The sequence below is a fragment of the Pseudochrobactrum sp. AO18b genome, assembly GCF_000409565.1.
Lineage (GTDB): Bacteria > Pseudomonadota > Alphaproteobacteria > Rhizobiales > Rhizobiaceae > Pseudochrobactrum > Pseudochrobactrum saccharolyticum.
Map to the genome: position 1 here is coordinate 1 of NZ_ANNO01000167.1, position 18,016 is coordinate 18,016.

General features: G+C 53.6%; 13 protein-coding genes. 9 read left to right on the forward strand and 4 right to left on the reverse strand.

Annotated elements, in window-relative coordinates:
- On the reverse strand, positions 1-215 hold a 215-nt coding region (locus A918_RS21720; protein WP_198013277.1), incomplete at its 3' end, for a hypothetical protein.
- A 410-nt stretch (positions 216-625) separates the two neighbouring features.
- Between A918_RS21720 and hutH the strand changes: the two genes are divergently transcribed.
- The 5 genes from hutH to A918_RS0106930 all read left to right on the forward strand — a co-directional run bounded on the left by hutH (position 626) and on the right by A918_RS0106930 (position 7,795).
- A complete protein-coding gene (gene hutH / locus A918_RS0106910) occupies positions 626-2,308 on the forward strand; it encodes a histidine ammonia-lyase (RefSeq protein ID WP_022710353.1) in 1,683 nt (560 codons plus the stop codon).
- 64 nt (positions 2,309-2,372) lie between these two features.
- On the forward strand, positions 2,373-3,734 hold the full coding sequence (locus A918_RS0106915; RefSeq protein WP_022710354.1) for a dihydroorotase family protein: 1,362 nt from the start codon (positions 2,373-2,375) through the stop codon (positions 3,732-3,734).
- The gene (locus tag A918_RS0106920) at positions 3,734-5,023 is read left to right on the forward strand and encodes a Zn-dependent hydrolase (RefSeq protein ID WP_022710355.1); all 1,290 of its coding nucleotides are present in this window, start codon (positions 3,734-3,736) and stop codon (positions 5,021-5,023) included. Before A918_RS0106915 ends, A918_RS0106920 begins: the two co-directional genes overlap by 1 nt.
- Positions 5,024-5,035: 12 nt before the next feature.
- Positions 5,036-6,124, forward strand: a complete 1,089-nt coding sequence (locus A918_RS0106925; RefSeq protein ID WP_022710356.1) for a DUF917 family protein — start codon at positions 5,036-5,038, stop codon at positions 6,122-6,124.
- Positions 6,125-6,148: 24 nt separating this feature from the next.
- Positions 6,149-7,795, forward strand: a complete 1,647-nt coding sequence (locus A918_RS0106930) for a urocanate hydratase (RefSeq protein ID WP_022710357.1) — start codon at positions 6,149-6,151, stop codon at positions 7,793-7,795.
- A gap of 173 nt (positions 7,796-7,968) precedes the next feature.
- Here the strand turns inward: A918_RS0106930 and A918_RS0106935 are convergent, their stop codons facing one another.
- Positions 7,969-9,780, reverse strand: a complete 1,812-nt coding sequence (locus A918_RS0106935) for a LysR family transcriptional regulator (protein ID WP_022710358.1) — start codon at positions 9,778-9,780, stop codon at positions 7,969-7,971.
- Between the two features lie 221 nt (positions 9,781-10,001).
- Here A918_RS0106935 and A918_RS0106940 point away from each other — a divergent pair, with 221 nt between their 5' ends.
- Together A918_RS0106940 and A918_RS0106945 are read left to right on the forward strand one after the other, a co-directional pair.
- Positions 10,002-11,321 (forward strand): MFS transporter, encoded by a 1,320-nt coding sequence (locus A918_RS0106940; RefSeq protein WP_022710359.1) that lies wholly within the window; start codon positions 10,002-10,004, stop codon positions 11,319-11,321.
- Between the two features lie 311 nt (positions 11,322-11,632).
- On the forward strand, positions 11,633-12,565 hold the full coding sequence (locus A918_RS0106945) for a bile acid:sodium symporter family protein (protein ID WP_028233499.1): 933 nt from the start codon (positions 11,633-11,635) through the stop codon (positions 12,563-12,565).
- Between the two features lie 60 nt (positions 12,566-12,625).
- Here A918_RS0106945 and A918_RS0106950 read toward each other — a convergent pair whose 3' ends face one another.
- Positions 12,626-14,101, reverse strand: a complete 1,476-nt coding sequence (locus tag A918_RS0106950) for an MFS transporter (protein ID WP_022710360.1) — start codon at positions 14,099-14,101, stop codon at positions 12,626-12,628.
- Positions 14,102-14,227: 126 nt separating this feature from the next.
- Here A918_RS0106950 and A918_RS0106955 point away from each other — a divergent pair, with 126 nt between their 5' ends.
- A complete protein-coding gene (locus A918_RS0106955; protein ID WP_022710361.1) occupies positions 14,228-14,803 on the forward strand; it encodes a TetR/AcrR family transcriptional regulator in 576 nt (191 codons plus the stop codon).
- Positions 14,804-14,809: 6 nt separating this feature from the next.
- Here A918_RS0106955 and A918_RS19730 read toward each other — a convergent pair whose 3' ends face one another.
- Entirely contained in the window at positions 14,810-15,673 is an 864-nt protein-coding gene (locus A918_RS19730) for a hemin ABC transporter substrate-binding protein (RefSeq protein ID WP_022710362.1), read from the reverse strand.
- Between the two features lie 183 nt (positions 15,674-15,856).
- Here A918_RS19730 and A918_RS0106965 point away from each other — a divergent pair, with 183 nt between their 5' ends.
- Positions 15,857-17,974, forward strand: coding sequence for a TonB-dependent hemoglobin/transferrin/lactoferrin family receptor (locus A918_RS0106965; RefSeq protein WP_022710363.1), 2,118 nt, complete (start codon positions 15,857-15,859; stop codon positions 17,972-17,974).
- Positions 17,975-18,016: the final 42 nt, after the last annotated feature.

An 18,016-nucleotide genomic window follows, 5' to 3' on the forward strand; every position in this document is an offset into this window, starting at 1 on the left:
TTTGAGGTTTCCACTTCCTGAAAGGCCAGCTCACCAAAGCTGAAAATTGAATCCGTCATCTCCTGCGCAAGCTTGGCGCGGCTCTCCACACCCGCTGTTACTTGCTGCTTATAGGCTTTGACATCCTGTTCTGATTTTTGTGCTGCGGCCTGACTGAGCAAAGAGGCCGACATCATAAGGCTGAGTGCAATTTTAGACGAGAGAGTACAAGACATGTATAACTCCGTTACTGAATTTGCCTGAAATTATGTGCAGTTACCCGCAGACAATTCATCATAAAAATGCCATACACAACCCTTAAAATAACAATTACAAGCTTTTGATTTTACAGTATTTATTGTCATTTTAACAATCACTGAATATCGAGTTTCATTTCCCAAAATCAGCCTTTCAGTTACACGCAGTCCTTTTCATTACGCTACGAAATGAAAGCCGGTATGCGTAAGACGACAATCCGGACTGTCCGGAAAACTATTCTCTGATGCCGGCAGGATTTAGCTTTTTGTTATTGCCGGTTTCGCAACTTTCGCCGTTTCAGCCTTTCAAGCAATTTCTATACTGACCCATAATTTGCCGCATCCATAAGCACCCTCATTCAGAGGGAAAAGGCAAACGGGAACCCAGTATGAAAAAGCTCAACCACCTGTCCAAACTCAGCCTTCTGACACTTGCCCTCCTATCGTCTTCTGCCGCCTATGCTGAAAATTTGCAGCTTAACGGAACGCAGCTCACCACTGCGCAGGTGGCAAAGTTCGCAGCGAATAAAAGTGAAAAAGTCGAAATCGCTCCGGAAGCTGCACAAAAAGTCAGCCAAAGTTTTGATCTGGTGATGGAAGCCGCGTTGCAAGGCACCGCCGTTTACGGGCTGAATGTCGGCGTGGGCTGGAACAAGGACAAACCGGTTTTCAAAGAGGTTAAAGGCCGCCGCACGCTGGATGAAGAATTACTGGCACTTTCCCGCCGCTTCAACACCAGTTCGCTTCATGCCCATGGTGGCGGTATTGGCGAGGCCATGCCTGCGCAGGCAGTACGCGCCGGTATGCTGATCCGCCTCAATGAAATGCTCGGCGGTGAAACCGGTACGCAGTTGAGTGTGGTGGAAGCCTATCGCGACTTCCTCAATCACGACATCATCCCCGTTGTGCCGGAAAAAGGCTCTGTCGGTGAGGCTGATATTACACTCGCCTCCCATATTGGTCTGGCAATGATCGGCGAATGGTTTGTGGATTATCAGGGCAAGCGTATGCCTGCGGCAGAAGCTCTGAAACTGGCAGGATTAAAGCCAATTGAACCGGTCGGCAAAGACTTCCTCTCCATTCTCAGCACCAATGCACTGACTGCCGGTCAGGCCGCTTTGCTTGCAGAAGAAACCCGCCATTATCTCGAAGCCGCCACAGCCGTTTTTGCTCTGTCGCTTGAAGGTTATAACGGCAATGTCGCGCCCTTCCTCTCTGAGACAACCGAACTGCGCCCGTTTCCGGGAATGGTGAAGGCGGCAACAGATATTCGTGAAGCGCTGGATGGTTCTTATCTCTGGCAGCAATCTGACGGCCGCGCTTTGCAGGATCCGCTCTCCTACCGCACGATGGCCTATGCGCTTGGTAATGCATGGGAAGCACAGGCCGCACTCGAAGAAGCTCTGCATATCCATATCAATGCCAGCGATGACAATCCTGCCGCTGTGACTTCCGACAAGCCTGCGGAAAAAGCGGCTGATAGTCATAACCAGCTGCACAAATATCAGGTCGCAGGCGATGTGCATGGCGCGATTTATCCGACCGCCAATTTCGATATGCTGCCGGTTGCCACCCGTGTGGAAAATCTGAATGTCGCCCTCACCCGCTTAGCGCAGAATATTGTAATGCAGACCATCCGCACGGAAAATCCGGATTTCACCAAACTCCCGCGCTTCCTTGCCGGCCCTGAGAATGAAGGCCATGCTTTCGGTGCTATGCAGAAGCCGCTTGTTGCGCTCTATGCGGAAAACCGCCAACTGGCCATGCCGGTCTCGCTCGACACTTTCGCCATGGCAGGCAATATTGAAGATACCGGCAACAATGCCCCGCTGGCTGTGAGCAACCTCCAGCGCATTCTCGGCAATATGTACAGCCTGTCATCCATTCAGCTGCTGCATTCGGCGCAGGCGGTTGATCTGCGTGGCAAAGTTGCGCTCGGCAAGACATCTGCAAAGCTGCTGAAAACCTATCGCGCACAGGTCAAATTCGTGGATCAGGATCGCATTTACACGCCTGATTTTGCCGCCGGCGTGCAGTTGCTGCACGCTTTTACGCAGCCAGCCACTAAGTAATTTTAAAATCGCATAACTGCCTGCATTCAAAGTGATGCAGGCAGCCAGAATGAGGAATGCCGCAATGCAGGATAAAGTCTTCAAAGGTAAAGTGGTTCTGCCCGATCAGGTCATTGACAATGGCTGGGTGCTGGTCAGCGACGGCCGCGTTGTCCAGACCGGTCAGGGCACTGCCCCTGCAGGTGAAAGCCACGGCGGTGCGGATTATCTGGTGCTGCCGGGTGCCATTGACGGTCAGGTACACAGCCGTAGCCAGAAAAATCAGGAAGAGTTTATCTGGTCGACCCGCTCGGCTGCTGCAGGCGGTGTGACAACGATTGTCGATATGCCTTATGACGACGGCGACCTGATCGCGACACCGGAGCGCTTCACCCGCAAGGTGGAAACCGCGGGTCAAGAAGCGCGCGTGGATTTCGCGCTTTATGCCACGGCGCATCCGGCAGACGGCACCAAACATATTGACGGTCTGGTTGAAGCCGGTGCGGCGGGTTTCAAATTCTCGACCTTCGGCACCCATCCGGAGCGCTTTCCGCGCATCACCCCGCAGATGCTTTATGAGTGCTTCTCGGCCATTGCCCGCCATGGTCTGATTGCCGGTATTCATAATGAAAATGATGAAATGGTGCGCTATTACATCGATCAGGTCGAGAAAAGCGGCCGCACCGATTATCTGACCCATAGCATGAGCCGACCGCCGGTGACTGAAACACTGGCGATGGCAGAAGTCTATGAGATCGGCGCCATGAGCGGTTGCGCCACCCATGTGGTGCATTGCTCCGTTGGCCGTGGCTATGAACTGGCCGCCGGTTATCGCGCACAGGGCTATGCGGCAACGGTTGAAGCCTGCATCCACTATCTGACCCTCTGTGAAGAAGATGATGTCAGCCGCCTGATCGGCCGCGCTAAGATCAACCCGCCGGTACGCAACCGCGCCGAGCGTGAAGCCATCTGGCAGCAACTGGCTGCCGGTAATGTGACCATTGTTTCCACCGATCATGTGAGCTGGTCGCTTGATCGCAAAAACGATGAAAACATGCTGAAAAATGCATCCGGTGTTCCGGGGCTGGAAGCGCTCTATGCGCTGCTGCTCAAAGGTCTGGATGAGCGCGGTCTGTCACTCAGCCATGCTGCCCGCCTGCTGGCGCATAATCCGGCTAATCTGTTCCGCCTCGGTCAGACCAAAGGTGCGCTCGGTGCCGGTCTTGATGCCGATATCGTTCTGGCACGCCGCGATCCTTACACTTACAAAGCGGCAGAAAGCGGCAATAATATTGTCGGCTGGAGTCCTTATGACGGTATCAAACTGCCGTTCCGTATCACCCATACATTTGTGCGCGGTGAATGCGCCATGGCTGAGGGTGTGGTCACAGCGGAACCGGGTTCCGGTCGCTTTGTACGCCCGGCCCTTCGTAAAGGAGCCGCGTAATGGCGGCCTTCAATACGCTCGTCGATGTTGACCGGCTCTGGCAGGATATTATGGCGCTGGCCGATATTACCGAGCCGGGCAAGCCTTACACGCGCCGTTCTTTTACGCCGCGTTTTCTGGCTGGCCGCGCCTATCTGATTGAGCAATTCAAAGCCGCCGGTCTTGAGGTGCGCATTGATACCGCAGGCAATCTGATCGGTCGCCGTACCGGTGCCAAGCCGCACGCCAAAACTATTATGATGGGCTCGCATAGTGATACTGTGCCTTCCGGCGGACGCTTTGACGGTATTGCCGGTGTGGTGGCGGCACTCGAAGTTGCCCGTGCCCTGCGCGATGCCGGTATAGAATTGCAGCATAATCTGGAAGTGGTGGATTTTCTCGCTGAAGAACCGAGTGAATACGGCCTCTCCTGTGTCGGCAGCCGTGGCATGAGCGGTCAGCTGACCAATGCCATGCTCGACTTTACCGGCCCGCAGGATGAGCGTCTCGGTGATGCGCTGATCCGTGTCGGCGGTAATCCGGTCAAGCTTCCAGAGGCTATACGCAAGGATGATATTGCCGCCTATCTGGAACTGCATATTGAGCAAGGCCCTGTGCTGGAACAGAGCAAGACGGATTTGGGGCTGGTGACAGGTATTGTCGGCATCACCCGTCTGGAAATTGCTTTTCAGGGTGCCGCTGACCATGCGGGCACCACGCCTATGCATATGCGCCGCGATGCGCTTTATGCGGCGGCACAAGCTGTCACTGCAATCCGTGAACAGGCCGAAGCTTTGGCATCTGAGCCGGATGGCTATTTTGTTGCCACTGTCGGCATTCTCACCCTTGAACCGGGCGGTGCCAATGTGGTGCCGGAACAGGCCAAGGTGATCGTCGACATCCGCACCGGCAAACGCGAGAAAACCCTGCGCTTTCTGGAAAGTATTGATGCGGCAACGCAAGATGCTGCCGAAAAGGCCAGAGTGGAGCGCAGCAGTTTCAAGACCCTTTCCGACACCATGCCGATGGATTGTGACTTAGGCCTGCTGGATGATCTGGCAAAAAGCGCCGATGCGCTCGGTCATAGTCATCTGCAACTCGCCAGCGGTGCGGGGCATGATGCGGCCTTTATCGGCCAGCTGGCACCGGCGGCCATGGTCTTTGTGCCATGCCTTGGCGGACGCAGCCACACACCGGAAGAATGGGCAGAGAAACACGACATTGCAGCAGGTGCTGCAGCAATGTTTGCGGCAGTGCGCCGCTTTGACGAGCGCACTCCGGTTACCAATCAAACGCATAACAGCATTTAAGAGGAGGCCATTATGGGGCGTATTTTAACATTGGATGACGTGGAATCCGCAATTGCCGGCGGTTCGGTCTTTGCAGCCGGCGGCGGCGGCTGGGTCGAGCATGGCCGTATGCTGGGCACCACTGCGGTCACCATTGGCCGGCCTGAACTGGTGGATATGGAAGAAGTATCCGACGATGCATGGATTGCCACAGCCGCTGCGATCGGCGCACCGGCCAGCACCACCCAGTGGGAAATGCTCGGCATCGACTATGTGAAAGCCGTTGAACTGCTGCAATATGAGCTGGGCGACGAAGTCTATGGCCTGATGATCGGCCAGAACGGCATGTCCAGCACCATGAATGCATGGCTGCCTTCCGCTGTTCTCGGCACCAAGGTTATTGATGCTGTGGGCGATATCCGTGCGCATCCGACCGGCGATATGGGTTCCATCGGCATGGCCAACAGCCCTGAGCAGATGATCCAGACAGCCGTTGGCGGCCACCGCGATTCCAACTCCTATATCGAGCTGGTTACACGCGGCGCGACAGCTAAAATTTCGCCGATCCTGCGCAAAGCTTCCGATATGTCCGGCGGCTTCATCGCCAGTTGCCGCAATCCGCTGCGTGCGTCTTATGTGCGCAAGAATGCAGCGCTCGGCGGTATCTCCCGTGCTCTGACCCTTGGCGAAGCCATTCGCGCAGCCCAGAGCAAAGGTGCGACTGCGGTGATTGATGCAATTTGCAAAACCACCAATGGCAGCATTCTCGCACAGGGCAAAGTCACCGCCAAGAATGTGCATTACACGCAGGAAGCTTTCGACATCGGCACTATCACCGTGCGTGACGGCAACCGCGATGTGATCCTGCATGTGATGAACGAATATATGGCCGTGGATGACGGTGACGGTCAGCGTCTTGCCACCTTCCCTGACGTGATCACCACGCTCGATACCAATGGCAGCCCTGTCAGTGTCGGCAATGTCCATGAGGGCATGGAAATTCTGGTGTTCCACATCAACAAGACAGAAATCCCGCTCAGCGCCTCGGTCAAAGACCCGAGCGTTTATCCGATTGTCGAAAAGGCACTCGGCATTTCGCTTGCCGATTATGCACTGGCCTGATTTAGCGGTTTAGAAAGTATTATTATGTCCAAGAAACAATTTAACGTCACATCCGGCACCGAGCTGCGCTGTAAGAACTGGCGCGCTGAAGGCCTGCTGCGTTTGATGGAAAACGTGCTGGCTGTGGGTGAAGATCCTGATAATCTGGTGGTCTATGCCGCACTCGGCAAAGCCGCACGCGACTGGCCGTCCCATGACAAGATCGTTGAAAGCCTGCACAAGATTGAAGAAGACGAAACCCTCGTCGTACAATCCGGCAAGCCGATCGGCATTCTGAAAACCCATAAACAGGCACCGGTCGTGATTATGGCCAACTGTAATATGGTTGGTCAGTGGGCGAAGGCTGAAAATTTCTACGAATGGGAAAAGCAGAACCTGATCTGCTGGGGTGGTCTTACTGCCGGTGACTGGCAGTATATCGGCTCGCAGGGTGTTATTCAGGGCACCTATGAAATCTTCATGCGCATCGCCGAACAGAGTTTCAACAATGATCTGGCCGGTCGTCTGATCCTCACCGCCGGTCTAGGTGGCATGGGCGGCGCGCAGCCGCTGGCAGGCCGTATGGCCGGTGCGGTTACGCTCTGCGTTGAAATCGATCAGGAACGCATTCAGAAGCGCAAGGATATCGGCTTCCTTGACGTGATTGCCAAAGATCTGGACGATGCGCTGGCGCAGGTCAAAACAGCAATGGCCGAGAAACGCGCTGTCTCCATCGGCGTTCACGGCAATGCCGCTGATCTTTATGAGCAAATTCTGGCACGCAACATCATTCCGGATATCGTGACTGACCAGACTTCCGCCCATGATCTGGTTTACGGCTATGTACCGGCGACCCGTTCGCTGGATGAAGCCCGCGCGATGCGCAAAAGCGACCCGCAGACCCTGATGAATGAAAGCCGTGCTTCCATTGTTCGTCATGTCACAGCAATGCTTGGCTTCCAGAAAGCCGGTTCGGTCGTTTTTGACAATGGTAACCTGATCCGCACTCACGCCAAAGACGGCGGTGTGGCCGATGCGTTCAACATTCCGGTCTTCACCGAAGCCTTCCTGCGCCCGTTGTTCTGCCGCGCGATTGGCCCGTTCCGCTGGATTGCCCTGTCGAATAATCAGGAAGATATCCGCATTATCGACAATTACATCCTCAAGGCTTTTGCGGATAACCGCATTGTCACCAACTGGATCCATCTCGCCGGTAAAAATGTGCCGTTTGAAGGTCTGCCGGCACGTATTGCATGGCTCGGTCATGGCGAACGCACCCAGTTGGCACTCGCAGTGAACAGCATGGTGCGTGACGGTACATTGTCCGGCCCTGTTGCCTTTACCCGCGATCATCTTGATGCCGGTGCCATGGCGCATCCGAATATCATGACTGAGAATATGCGTGACGGTTCTGATGCGATTGCCGACTGGCCGCTGATTAACGGTCTGGCCATGTGCTCGTCGCAGGCTGATCTGGTCGCGATCCACTCCGGCGGCGGCGGCTATTCCGGCTACATGACCAGCGCGGGTGTGACTGTGGTGGCCGATGGTACAGATGATGCGGATACCCGCATTGAACTGTCGCTGACCAATGACACTTCGCTCGGCGTGATGCGTTATGCCGATGCCGGATATGAAGAAGCGCTGGATGAAGCGGAAAAGAAAAACATCCGCCACTTCAATCTGGCGTAAAACCTAGAAAATGCCCCCGTGAAGAAAACAGGCGGAACTCCGGTTTCGCCTGTTTTCATTTCCAGAGCATAATTCCTTAAACCTGGATCAGTTTAAGGTAAAATTATGCTCTAATTTTAAAGTGTTAGAGCGACCTTTGTGTGCCAAGTCTGGCACACGGCGCTCTAAGCCGATTATGGAGTGAGTGCCTCACGCAATTCGCGCACCAGTTCTCTTTCGGCAACCGTCAGGGTACGGGCATTGGAATAAATCACAAACAACCTGCGCAGAATATGCGGCTTCAGTTCAAGGCTTACCAGAGTGCCCTGCTCCAGATCACGGCGCACGGCTGAGACCGGCAGCAAAGTGGCGAGTTTTTCACGCCGGATCATCGCGATCATCATCGGCAGAGAATTGATCTCGATGACCGGTTCAACGGACAAGTTGTGCTCGCTCAACTGTGCATCCAGCAATTGCCGGATGCCGAAAGTCATAGTCGGTAGAACCAGCGGTACCTGACGAAGCGCCTCCAGATCAATCGCTGTGTTTTGTGAGAGTTCTGCAGCCAGATCAGGATGACAGATCAGCGACAGAGGCTCTTCAACATTGAGACTGAAACGCGCCATATGCGGCATATCGGTTTCCAGCACGGCAAGGCTGATCACACCCGCCTGCACCCAATCCTGCAAGACACTCGTCGGAGCTTCGAGAATTTGCAGATCAATCTGCGGATGGTTCTTTCGCCAGCGCAGCACGGCATCGGTCATCCCTGCCAGCAAAGTGCTTTCCTGACTGACGGATGGCAGCACGCCGATACGTAAACGCGACCGGTTGCGCCCCAATGATCCCGCACTATGCACGGCCATGGATTGCAAACGCGCGTCGATCAGATCACTGCCGATACGAAAAACCCGTCCGGCATCTGTCGGCACAAGCCCGTCGCGACGGCGTTCAAATAATTGTTTGCCGATCACCTGCTCCATCTTGCGCAGCTGGCCGGTAATGGCCGGTTGGGCAACTTTGGCCATACGGGCAGCAGCGGTGAGATTGCGGTTGTTGTCAATGAGCCGGAAATAGCTGAATTGCCGTCTGGTGAGCTGCGGCTGATAAAGCGGCGATGTTTCACCGGAAATCAGTGCCGCACGAATACGGCGCACAGTCTCTTCCGCCACCGGATGCGGATCGGCAATATGCACCCGCACCTGACTGATGAGCGGCGGATCAAGCGGCACCAGTTTAAGACGATGCAGCCCCATGCGGTTGGCAAGCGTGCTTTGCGGCACCAGAAAGGCCGTATCAGGGTGCTCCCCGCTTAAACGTGCCAGAGTACCCGGATGATCCTGCGTGAAGCGGATATTTTTAATCGGATGCTTTGCCAGATAAGCAGAGAGGTCATGCAGCAGCGGTTCCGGCAATGCAGGCACAATCACAGGGCCAGCCAGCATATCCTGCAAAGCAGGCGCTTCGCCTGACTGCACAGGCAGACTACGCGCCAGCACCCACGGATCATCGTGGATGGCGACACCCTTTTTCTCATAGCTGAAAATAATCCGGCTGCTTTTCGCACTCTCTGTCAGCGGTAAAGCCGGATCACCATCCGCACTGCCCCAATGCGGCTCAATAAACACATCCGGATAATCTTTCTGCAATCCGGCAAGCGCCGTACTGATGGCTTTGGAGACATTGCCCAGCGAGAACATCAGCTGGACTTCCACAACCAGATGGCTGAATTCATTCTCTTCGGTACATTCCCGCATCGCCGCCTGACGGGTAAAAGCTTCAGCCTGCAACAGTGGAATAGCAGCACGGTAAAGCCAGCGTCCGGCCACAGTCGGGGTAAGCCCCGCAGGCACGCGACGGAACAATTGTGCACCGACTTCCTCTTCCAGATTCTGCAGTGCCACGCTGAGCGTTGACAGCGCAATATCCAGCATTTCAGCCGCCTTGCTGAAACTGGTTTGATGGCAGGCCGCCACGAAGTAAGAAAGCTGCCGCAGCTCGATCATAGGCACAGACCTTCATCAGTGATTTTTACCAAGAATATCAATCCAATATGCCATAAATACAAAAATATTGTTCCGTCGAAACACTATTTCGTTTTTCGCTATGGAGACATTCATTTTTTGTCAAATGCCGACACAAAGTTAAATTGTTACTGTCTCGTATTGCTGGTGGGAGATGAGAGATAAAAGACCACAGCCGGAATGTTTGGGGGAGAGCCAGTCCTATGACGGACGTTACACATAATCCAACTATACCATCGCATACAAAGCATAATTCCAACGCCAAAAAGGCTGTCGCTGCTGCCTCAATCGGTAATGCTCTGGAATGGTATGATTTTACAATCTACGCCTTGTTTGCGGTTTATATCGCCAAGAATTTCTTTCCTGGCGGCAATGACACTGTCGAACTGATCAAGTCGTTTCTGGCCTTTGGCCTCGGCTTTCTGATCCGTCCGCTCGGCGCGGTTGTGCTCGGCGTTTACGCTGATAAAGCCGGTCGTAAAGCGGCGCTGTTTTTGACCATCATGATTATGGCAGCCGGTACGCTGCTGATTGCTATTGCACCAACCTATGCCGCGATCGGTATCGGCGCACCGATGATTATTCTTGCAGGCCGTGTCTTGCAGGGCTTCTCAGCCGGTGGTGAAGTCGGCAGTGCGGCGGCGTTTCTGGTGGAACATGCACCGGAAGGTCAGAAGGGCAAATATGCTGCATGGCTGCAGGCCAGTATGGCATTTTCCAATATTATCGGTGCCTTTGTGGCGCTGGGCGTTACATCGCTGCTGACTGAAGATCAGATCGGTGACTGGGGCTGGCGTATTCCGTTCATCCTCGGCCTGCTGATTGCCCCTGTCGGTCTGTGGATGCGCCGTTCGCTGGATGAAACACCACATTTCAAAGCGAAATTTGACGAAAAACCGGAAGCCGCGCACAAAGAACATGCTCCGCTGAAAGAGATTTTCACCACCTATCGCGGTGCATTGCTCAAAGGTACGGCCTTCTCCGTGCTCTGGGCAGCCAGCGTCTATGTCATGGTTATCTATATGCCGGTCTATGTGCAGCGCGCATTCGGTTTCACCGGTACGCAGGCATTTATCTCGGCACTTATCAGTAATATTCTGATGGCTATTGCCTGTATTGCTGCCGGTGCTGTTTCCGACAAGATCGGCCGTCGTCTGACACTGGCGATCACCACAACCGTATTGCTGGTGGCTATCCATCCGCTATTGTGGTGGCTGCATCACTCACCGACACTCGGCACCCTGATCACTGTTCAGAGCTGCTTCTGTGTTATGGTTGCCGGTGTGGTTGGCGTTGCACCTTCCGCCCTGTCCGAAGTCTTCCCGACCCATATCCGTTCAACCGGTATGTCGCTGGCCTATAACATCTCCACCACGATTTTCGGTGGTTTTGCTCCGGCAGCGCTGACATGGCTCGGCACCACTTCGCTCGGCTACAGTGCACCTGCATGGTATGTCAGTATCGCAGCTGTTATCGCATTGTTCGCGATTTTCCAAATGGGCGACAATAAAAAGACAGCCTGACGATACAGACTGACAGACAAAACTAACGCACCCGTCATGCACAGCTATGGCGGGTGTTTTTATTTACAGGTGCTCTGAAACTTTAGGCCTATATGCCTGCCGCACAGACTCATTTTATTACCCGTAATGCACTTATTTTATTTCATTAATAACTTGCCATGCCGCCTCATAAAAACTAGAGCGGTTCCAGTTAAAATAAAATCGTTGGAACCGCTCTATCTATTTTTACGCGCATCTTATCCGAAAACCGCTTCGCACTTTTCGGGATGCACTCAAGAGCGGGGTCAGTTATTAAATAAGGACTATCTGTAATGAAAATGCTGGCAAGCTTTTCGGCTTTTGTAGGCAAGACTTTTGCGGTCTGGGTTCTGCTGTTTGCCGTACTGGGTTTTGTATTCCCTGAGACCTTTAAACAATTCGCCCCTTATATTGTTACCCTGCTCGGTATCATCATGTTCGGCATGGGTCTTACCCTCTCCCTTGATGACTTCCGTGAAGTTGTGCGCCGTCCGGTCGATGTGGGTATCGGTGTTGCCTCGCAGTTTCTGATTATGCCACTGCTTGCCGTATTGCTGACCAAGATCATTCCGATGTCACCGGAAGTCGCTGCCGGTGTTATTCTCGTCGGCTGCTGCCCGGGCGGTACATCCAGCAATGTGATGACCTATCTCGGCAAAGGCGATGTGGCGCTGTCCGTTGCCTGCACCAGCGTGACCACACTGGCTGCACCGCTGGTAACGCCATTCCTCGTCTGGTTCTTCGCCAGCCAGTTCCTGCCGGTTGATGCAATGGCAATGTTCATGAGCATTGTTAAGGTGATCCTCGTGCCGCTGGCACTTGGCGTACTGGCGCAGAAACTCATTCCGGGCATTGTTAAATCCGCTGTCCCTGTGCTGCCGCTGGTAAGCGTGACCGGCATCGTGCTGATTGTTGCCGCTGTTGTGGCAGGCAGCAAAGGCGCTATCGCTACTTCCGGCCTGCTGATCTTCGTGGTCGTGGTTCTGCACAATGGCATCGGCTATATGCTGGGCTTTACCGCAGCCAAACTTACCGGCATGTCGCTGGCCAAGCGTAAAGCCATTGCAGTTGAAGTCGGTATGCAGAACAGCGGTCTGGGTGCCGCCCTTGCCAATGCGCATTTCTCGCCGCTGGCCGCAGTGCCAAGCGCGATCTTCAGCGTATGGCACAATATTTCCGGTGCGCTGCTGGCGAATTATTTCGCCCGTATGAAAGATGATAAATAATCATCATCTCTGTTCAAAATAGTAAGACCGGCTCATCCGTCAGAATGAGCCGGTCTTTTTTTATGCTTTCCGGTTCATCCGGTAGATCAGCAATGCCGTTGCAAAAATCAGCAATGACGCCGTTGCAATCACCCACATAAAGGCCTGATCGAAGGCCATAAAGCCAACCTCACGCAGATGCTGTGCCTGTTCCGCAGGCAGGGTTTCTGCCAGCAGCAAAGCTTCATCCAGACTGTCACGGATCGTTTCAGGAAAACCCGATCCTTCCGGCACGATCATAAATGCCGTATAGATTGCGGTCATCAGACTGCCGAAAATCGTAACGCCTGTGGCACCGCCAAGCTCATAGGACACTTCCTCTACGGAAGCTGCCATACCGGCTTTTTCTTCCGGCGCATTGCCCATGATTGCGGTTGAAGCACCGGTCATTGCGGCACCGACACCAAAACCCATAATCATCAGGCCGATCAGCCAGATCTGCGGCTGCATCTGGAAGCTCAGCAGATAAAGCGCAGTACCAAGACCGGTAATCAGCATACCACCCCAAAGCACCCGTGCCTCACCGATTTTTGGCAGTCCCCAGCCAACCAGCGGCCCCGCAACAAAGGCGGCCAGCGGAATTGGCAGAATGAGCAGACCGGCCTGCAGCGGCGAATAACCGGCAACAAGCTGCAAACGCTGGCTGAAAACCAGCTCTACGCCAATCAGAGCTGCCGAAGAAACAGAAGCCGCCATCACGCCGGACGAGAATTTGCGGTTACCAAACAGCGAGAAATCAACCAGCATACCATTGGTTGCCCGCTGCCTGCGATAGAACACCACCAGCGCAATCAAACCGACAATCATAGAGACGGTAAAGAGCAACATGGAACTGTCGCGCTTGGCCAGCTCTTTCAAGGCAAAAGTCACACCGACAAGACCGATCATCACCTGAACGGAACCGATCAGATCCCATTGACGGTTTTTATTACCGGGACGGGTCTCCAGCACGGTCAAAGCCAGAACCAGCGCAATCAGCACCACCGGCACATTGATAAGGAAGACAGAACCCCACCAGAAATATTCCAGCAAAACGCCGCCGACCACAGGACCGAAGGCTGCACCGCCGGAGGCCACCGCCGCCCAGATACCGATTGCGAAAGAGCGTTCGTTCTCATCCTCGAAAGTCAGGCGAATGATCGAGAGTGTTGCCGGCATCATCATTGCAGCACCAACGGCAAGCAACACGCGGGCAGCAATCAGCATTTCCGCATTTGGTGCATAGGCTGCTGCGAGTGACGCGATACCAAAAACCACAAGCCCCGCTGTGAACATACGTTTATGCCCGAGACGGTCGCCAAGACTGCCGACACCCGGCAACAGGCCTGCAACGACCAGCGGGTAAGCATTAATAATCCAGAGTTTCTCTGATGCGCTGGCCGCAAGATCATGGGTAAGCCGCGGCAATGCTGTGTAAAGCACAGTCATATCAATCACGATCAGGAATAATGCACTTGAGACGATGGCCAGTACCAGCCAGCGATTATGCAATGTCATTGATAATATCCACTTCTTCTGTGCTGAAGTTTCAGCACTTTTATAACCTGCCCCGCAGAACGACAAAATGTGTTGTTTTACGGAAAAAGCTTGAAACCTGATGGTCGTTAATTTAAATCCATACGTATGGAAAGTAAAAAACTCAAAAAAATTGGCCGTCCGCGCACCATTGACCGCAATCATTTGCTGGATCTGGCCGAAAAGATCGTTGTGGAGCATGGCGCACCGGCTTTGACCATTGATGCGCTGGCCAAGGCCGCCGGTATCACCAAGGGCGGTGTGCAATATTGTTTCGGCAATAAAGACGGGCTGGTCGATGCCATGCTGACACGCTGGGGCATTGATTTCGACAAACAGGTGACCGCCATGCAGAATGGCAGAACCGATGCCCTCTCCCATATAGCGGCGCATATTCGTGTGACAAGGGACAGTGACCCGCTTGGTGATTCACGTCTTGCAGCCATGCTTGCCAGTCTTGAACCCAGTTCGGAACAGCTGGATAAAACACGGCAATGGTATCGCAAACAACTGGACGGGCTGGATGTCTCCACCCGGCAAGGACGTAATACCCGTCTTGCATTCATCGCCAATGAAGGTGCTTTCCTGCTGCGCAGTTTCCAGCTTTTTGATCTGAATGAAGAAGAATGGCAGCAGATTTTCCACGACATTGAAAAGCTGCTGCCCAAAGATGCTGATGATTAATCTGTATTACTGTCCATAGAGTGCATCAGCAAGAATGCGCACAGCTTCTGCCGTACGCGGGCCGAAACCAAGCATATAGGGCCCGTCAAGTACGATCAGCGCCTTGTTTCGGGCTGCGGGCGTGTTTTGCAGTGCTTTGTCCGAGAACACATCCTCTGCTTTAGGCCCGCCTGCCCCGTCGGACAGCATCAGCACCACTTCCGGCTCTGCTTCCAGCAACCATTCTGCTGACACGGCTTTATAGCCTTTATAGACCGCAAGCGGATTAAAGCCCCCTGCATGGCGGATAAAGGCATCTGCCGCCGTATCACTGCCCGCACCGCTCAGCTTCGCCAGCCCGTGGAAGAACACCACTTTCTTTCCGCGCCCTTCCGAGACTTTGCGCACATGCGCCATAGCCGCATCAAAATCTGCCGTAACCGATTTTGTCAGCACTTCCCCCTGCGGCTCCAGCTGCAGACGCTCGGCAATCAGGCTGATTTTTGTAACCAGCCCCTCACGGCTGTTAACTGCCGGAATATACAGCACAGGCACACCGGACTGATTGAGCACATCCACCACTTCCGGCGGGCCGATATCTTCCGACGCGATAATCAGATCGGGATGCAGAGCCAGCACACCTTCGGCTGACAGGCTGCGGCGGTAACCGACATTGGTCTTACTGGCTGTATCCGCCGGATATTTGCTGCTGCGGTCAAGAGCGATGATTTTTTCATCCGCGCCGAGTGCATAGACGATTTCGGTCACATCAGGCCCGAGCGTGATAATGCGTTGCGCCGTGCCTTGTTGCTGCGCGGCACGGGCAGAACTCACATTCAGCCAGAACACCACAACGACCAGAGCGATTGTGAGCAAAAATATCATCTTCATCGCGTAATAATCGGGATGATTTTTCGCTTTAGTGAACAATTGTCTGATTTGCATAATTAAAGTTGACTCTATTTATCATGATTTATATAGCCTCTAATTAATATGAGTTAATGAGTCAACTTAATGCATGCCAATAGCCGGAAATCCCTCCCGCTGTGAACCGGCAGCATCATCGGGGGCAATATGAAAATCTCTCAGAAATCCGCGTTTCGTCTGCTGGGTACAACCGTGCTCAGTACAATCGGGCTATTCGCATTCAGCGCAACACCTCTTCTTGCCCAGACAAAGCCGGTTAAAACCCAGCAACAAACAGATGAGCAAAAACCCGCTGACAAAGCGAAGTCTCAGGTGCTGGAACTCGATACCATAACCATCTCCCCGCTCAGCAATGATCAGGCGGTAATTGATGCGATTGCTTCCACCAGCCTGATCTCACGTCAGCAGATCGACCGCATTCAGCCGACAACTGCTGCCGATATTTTCCGCTTCACACCGGGTGTTCACGCCTCACTAAACGGTGATGATCCGGCAACCTCGATTAATATTCGCGGTCTTCAGCAATATGGTCGTGTTGCAGTAACGCTGGATGGCGCAAGGCAGGATTACTGGCGTGTCGGCCACGGTTCCGGCTCGTTCTATATTGAACCGGAACTGCTCAAGCAGGTGACCGTTATCCGCGGCCCTGTTTCCAACATCTATGGTTCCGGTGCCATTGGCGGCGTGGTTGCTTTTGAAACCAAAGATGCCCGCGACTTTCTCTATGACGGTGAAACATGGGCTTTGAGCGAAAAGCTGCGCTATGAAAGCAATGGAAAAGGCTTCCTCACCAGCACAACCGGCGCTTACCGCTTTAATGAGAATTTCGATGTCATCGGTAATCTCAATTACCGTGACAGTGATGAATATAAGAATGGTGACGGCGATTATGTGCGCTGGACAGGTGAAAAAACCATCAGCGGCATGGGTAAAGTCACCCTGCGCCCCGCAGAAGGCCATGAGCTGAAATTTGGCATCTCCCGCCAGAAATATGAAGATATCATCACCGGCAGCAGCGGCTCGGCCTCTCCAACCCTGTCACGCTATAATGCTGATACTGTGGTGAGCACCTATACAGGTAGCTACACCTACAGACCGGATGATAATCCGTTCTGGGATCTGTCCGTCAATGCCTATCACAGCGCGACGGATAATGACCAGTTTCAGGTCTGGCAGCTGAAAGACTATGGAAAAACCCGTTATTATGATGTTTCGACATCCGGTTTCCGCGCTCATAACAGCTCGCGTTTTGAAACCGAGAGCCTGAAACACACCGTAACCTACGGCATGGATTACTATAAATTGCGCGGACGCTCCGATACCGACAATTTCGGCAATGGCGAGCAGCAGGCCTATGGCGGCTTTGTGCAATGGCAGGGCGAATATCAGAAATGGCTCGAAGTGATCGGTGCTGTCCGTTATGACGGTTATAAGCTCGATGGCACCAGCAAAGCCTCTCCTGGTAATCCGTCTCAGGATGTCAGCCTCGACGGCAACCGTGTTTCCCCGCGCCTGAGTGTCGGTATCACCCCTATTGAGGGTATCCAGTTATACGGACTTTATGCGCAGGGTTATCGCGTTCCGCATATGCAGGATGTGTTCCGCCAGAACGGTTCTCACGGTTCCGGCTATGAGCCGAATCTGTTCCTGAAACCAGAAGTCGCCACTACCTATGAGGCGGGCATCAATCTGCGGCAGGATAATCTGATTGAAGCCGGAGATCAGCTGCGCACCAAACTGAATATCTTCCACACTGATGTGAAAGATTACATCAACACCGTTAAAATCGACAAGTACACGACCTCCGAGAATGTCGGCACCGCCCGTCTGCGCGGTGTGGAGCTGGAAGGCACCTATGACACATGGTGGGGCTATGTGAACCTCGCAGCCTCCTATAACGATGCAGAAATGAAAGACGGTATCTATAAGGGCGAATCTCTGAGTAACACGCCGCTGCATAATTTCAGCGCCGCGCTGGGTCTTAAAGCACTGGATGATCGTCTGGTTTACGGCATTGAATATCAGAGCCTTGGTAAAGTTACCCGCGCGATCAGCAATGGTGTGACCGTCTATCCGCGCACCGATCTGGTGAATGTGTTTGCCAACTGGCAGGTCACTGACAATGTGAAGCTCGACTTCGGCGTCGATAATATCTTCAACAAAGCCTATACCGACGCGCAAACCGGCTGGGCAACAACTACAGATATAGAACAAGGCAAAGGCCGCACTTTCAAAGTGGCCATTACCGGACGTTTCGGCGGTTAAAACGCCAATCCTCTCCAGTCTGGCAGGCGGCATTTTATGCTG

Bases quoted from the DNA above. Each gene is read 5' to 3' on its own strand.
- hutH (WP_022710353.1), top strand. From the start codon at position 626: ATGAAAAAGCTCAACCACCTGTCCAAACTCAGCCTTCTGACACTTGCC.
- A918_RS0106915 (WP_022710354.1), top strand. From the start codon at position 2,373: ATGCAGGATAAAGTCTTCAAAGGTAAAGTGGTTCTGCCCGATCAGGTC.
- A918_RS0106920 (WP_022710355.1), top strand. From the start codon at position 3,734: ATGGCGGCCTTCAATACGCTCGTCGATGTTGACCGGCTCTGGCAGGAT.
- A918_RS0106925 (WP_022710356.1), top strand. From the start codon at position 5,036: ATGGGGCGTATTTTAACATTGGATGACGTGGAATCCGCAATTGCCGGC.
- A918_RS0106930 (WP_022710357.1), top strand. From the start codon at position 6,149: ATGTCCAAGAAACAATTTAACGTCACATCCGGCACCGAGCTGCGCTGT.
- A918_RS0106935 (WP_022710358.1), bottom strand. From the start codon at position 9,780: ATGATCGAGCTGCGGCAGCTTTCTTACTTCGTGGCGGCCTGCCATCAA.
- A918_RS0106940 (WP_022710359.1), top strand. From the start codon at position 10,002: ATGACGGACGTTACACATAATCCAACTATACCATCGCATACAAAGCAT.
- A918_RS0106945 (WP_028233499.1), top strand. From the start codon at position 11,633: ATGAAAATGCTGGCAAGCTTTTCGGCTTTTGTAGGCAAGACTTTTGCG.
- A918_RS0106950 (WP_022710360.1), bottom strand. From the start codon at position 14,101: ATGACATTGCATAATCGCTGGCTGGTACTGGCCATCGTCTCAAGTGCA.
- A918_RS0106955 (WP_022710361.1), top strand. From the start codon at position 14,228: ATGGAAAGTAAAAAACTCAAAAAAATTGGCCGTCCGCGCACCATTGAC.
- A918_RS19730 (WP_022710362.1), bottom strand. From the start codon at position 15,673: ATGAAGATGATATTTTTGCTCACAATCGCTCTGGTCGTTGTGGTGTTC.
- A918_RS0106965 (WP_022710363.1), top strand. From the start codon at position 15,857: ATGAAAATCTCTCAGAAATCCGCGTTTCGTCTGCTGGGTACAACCGTG.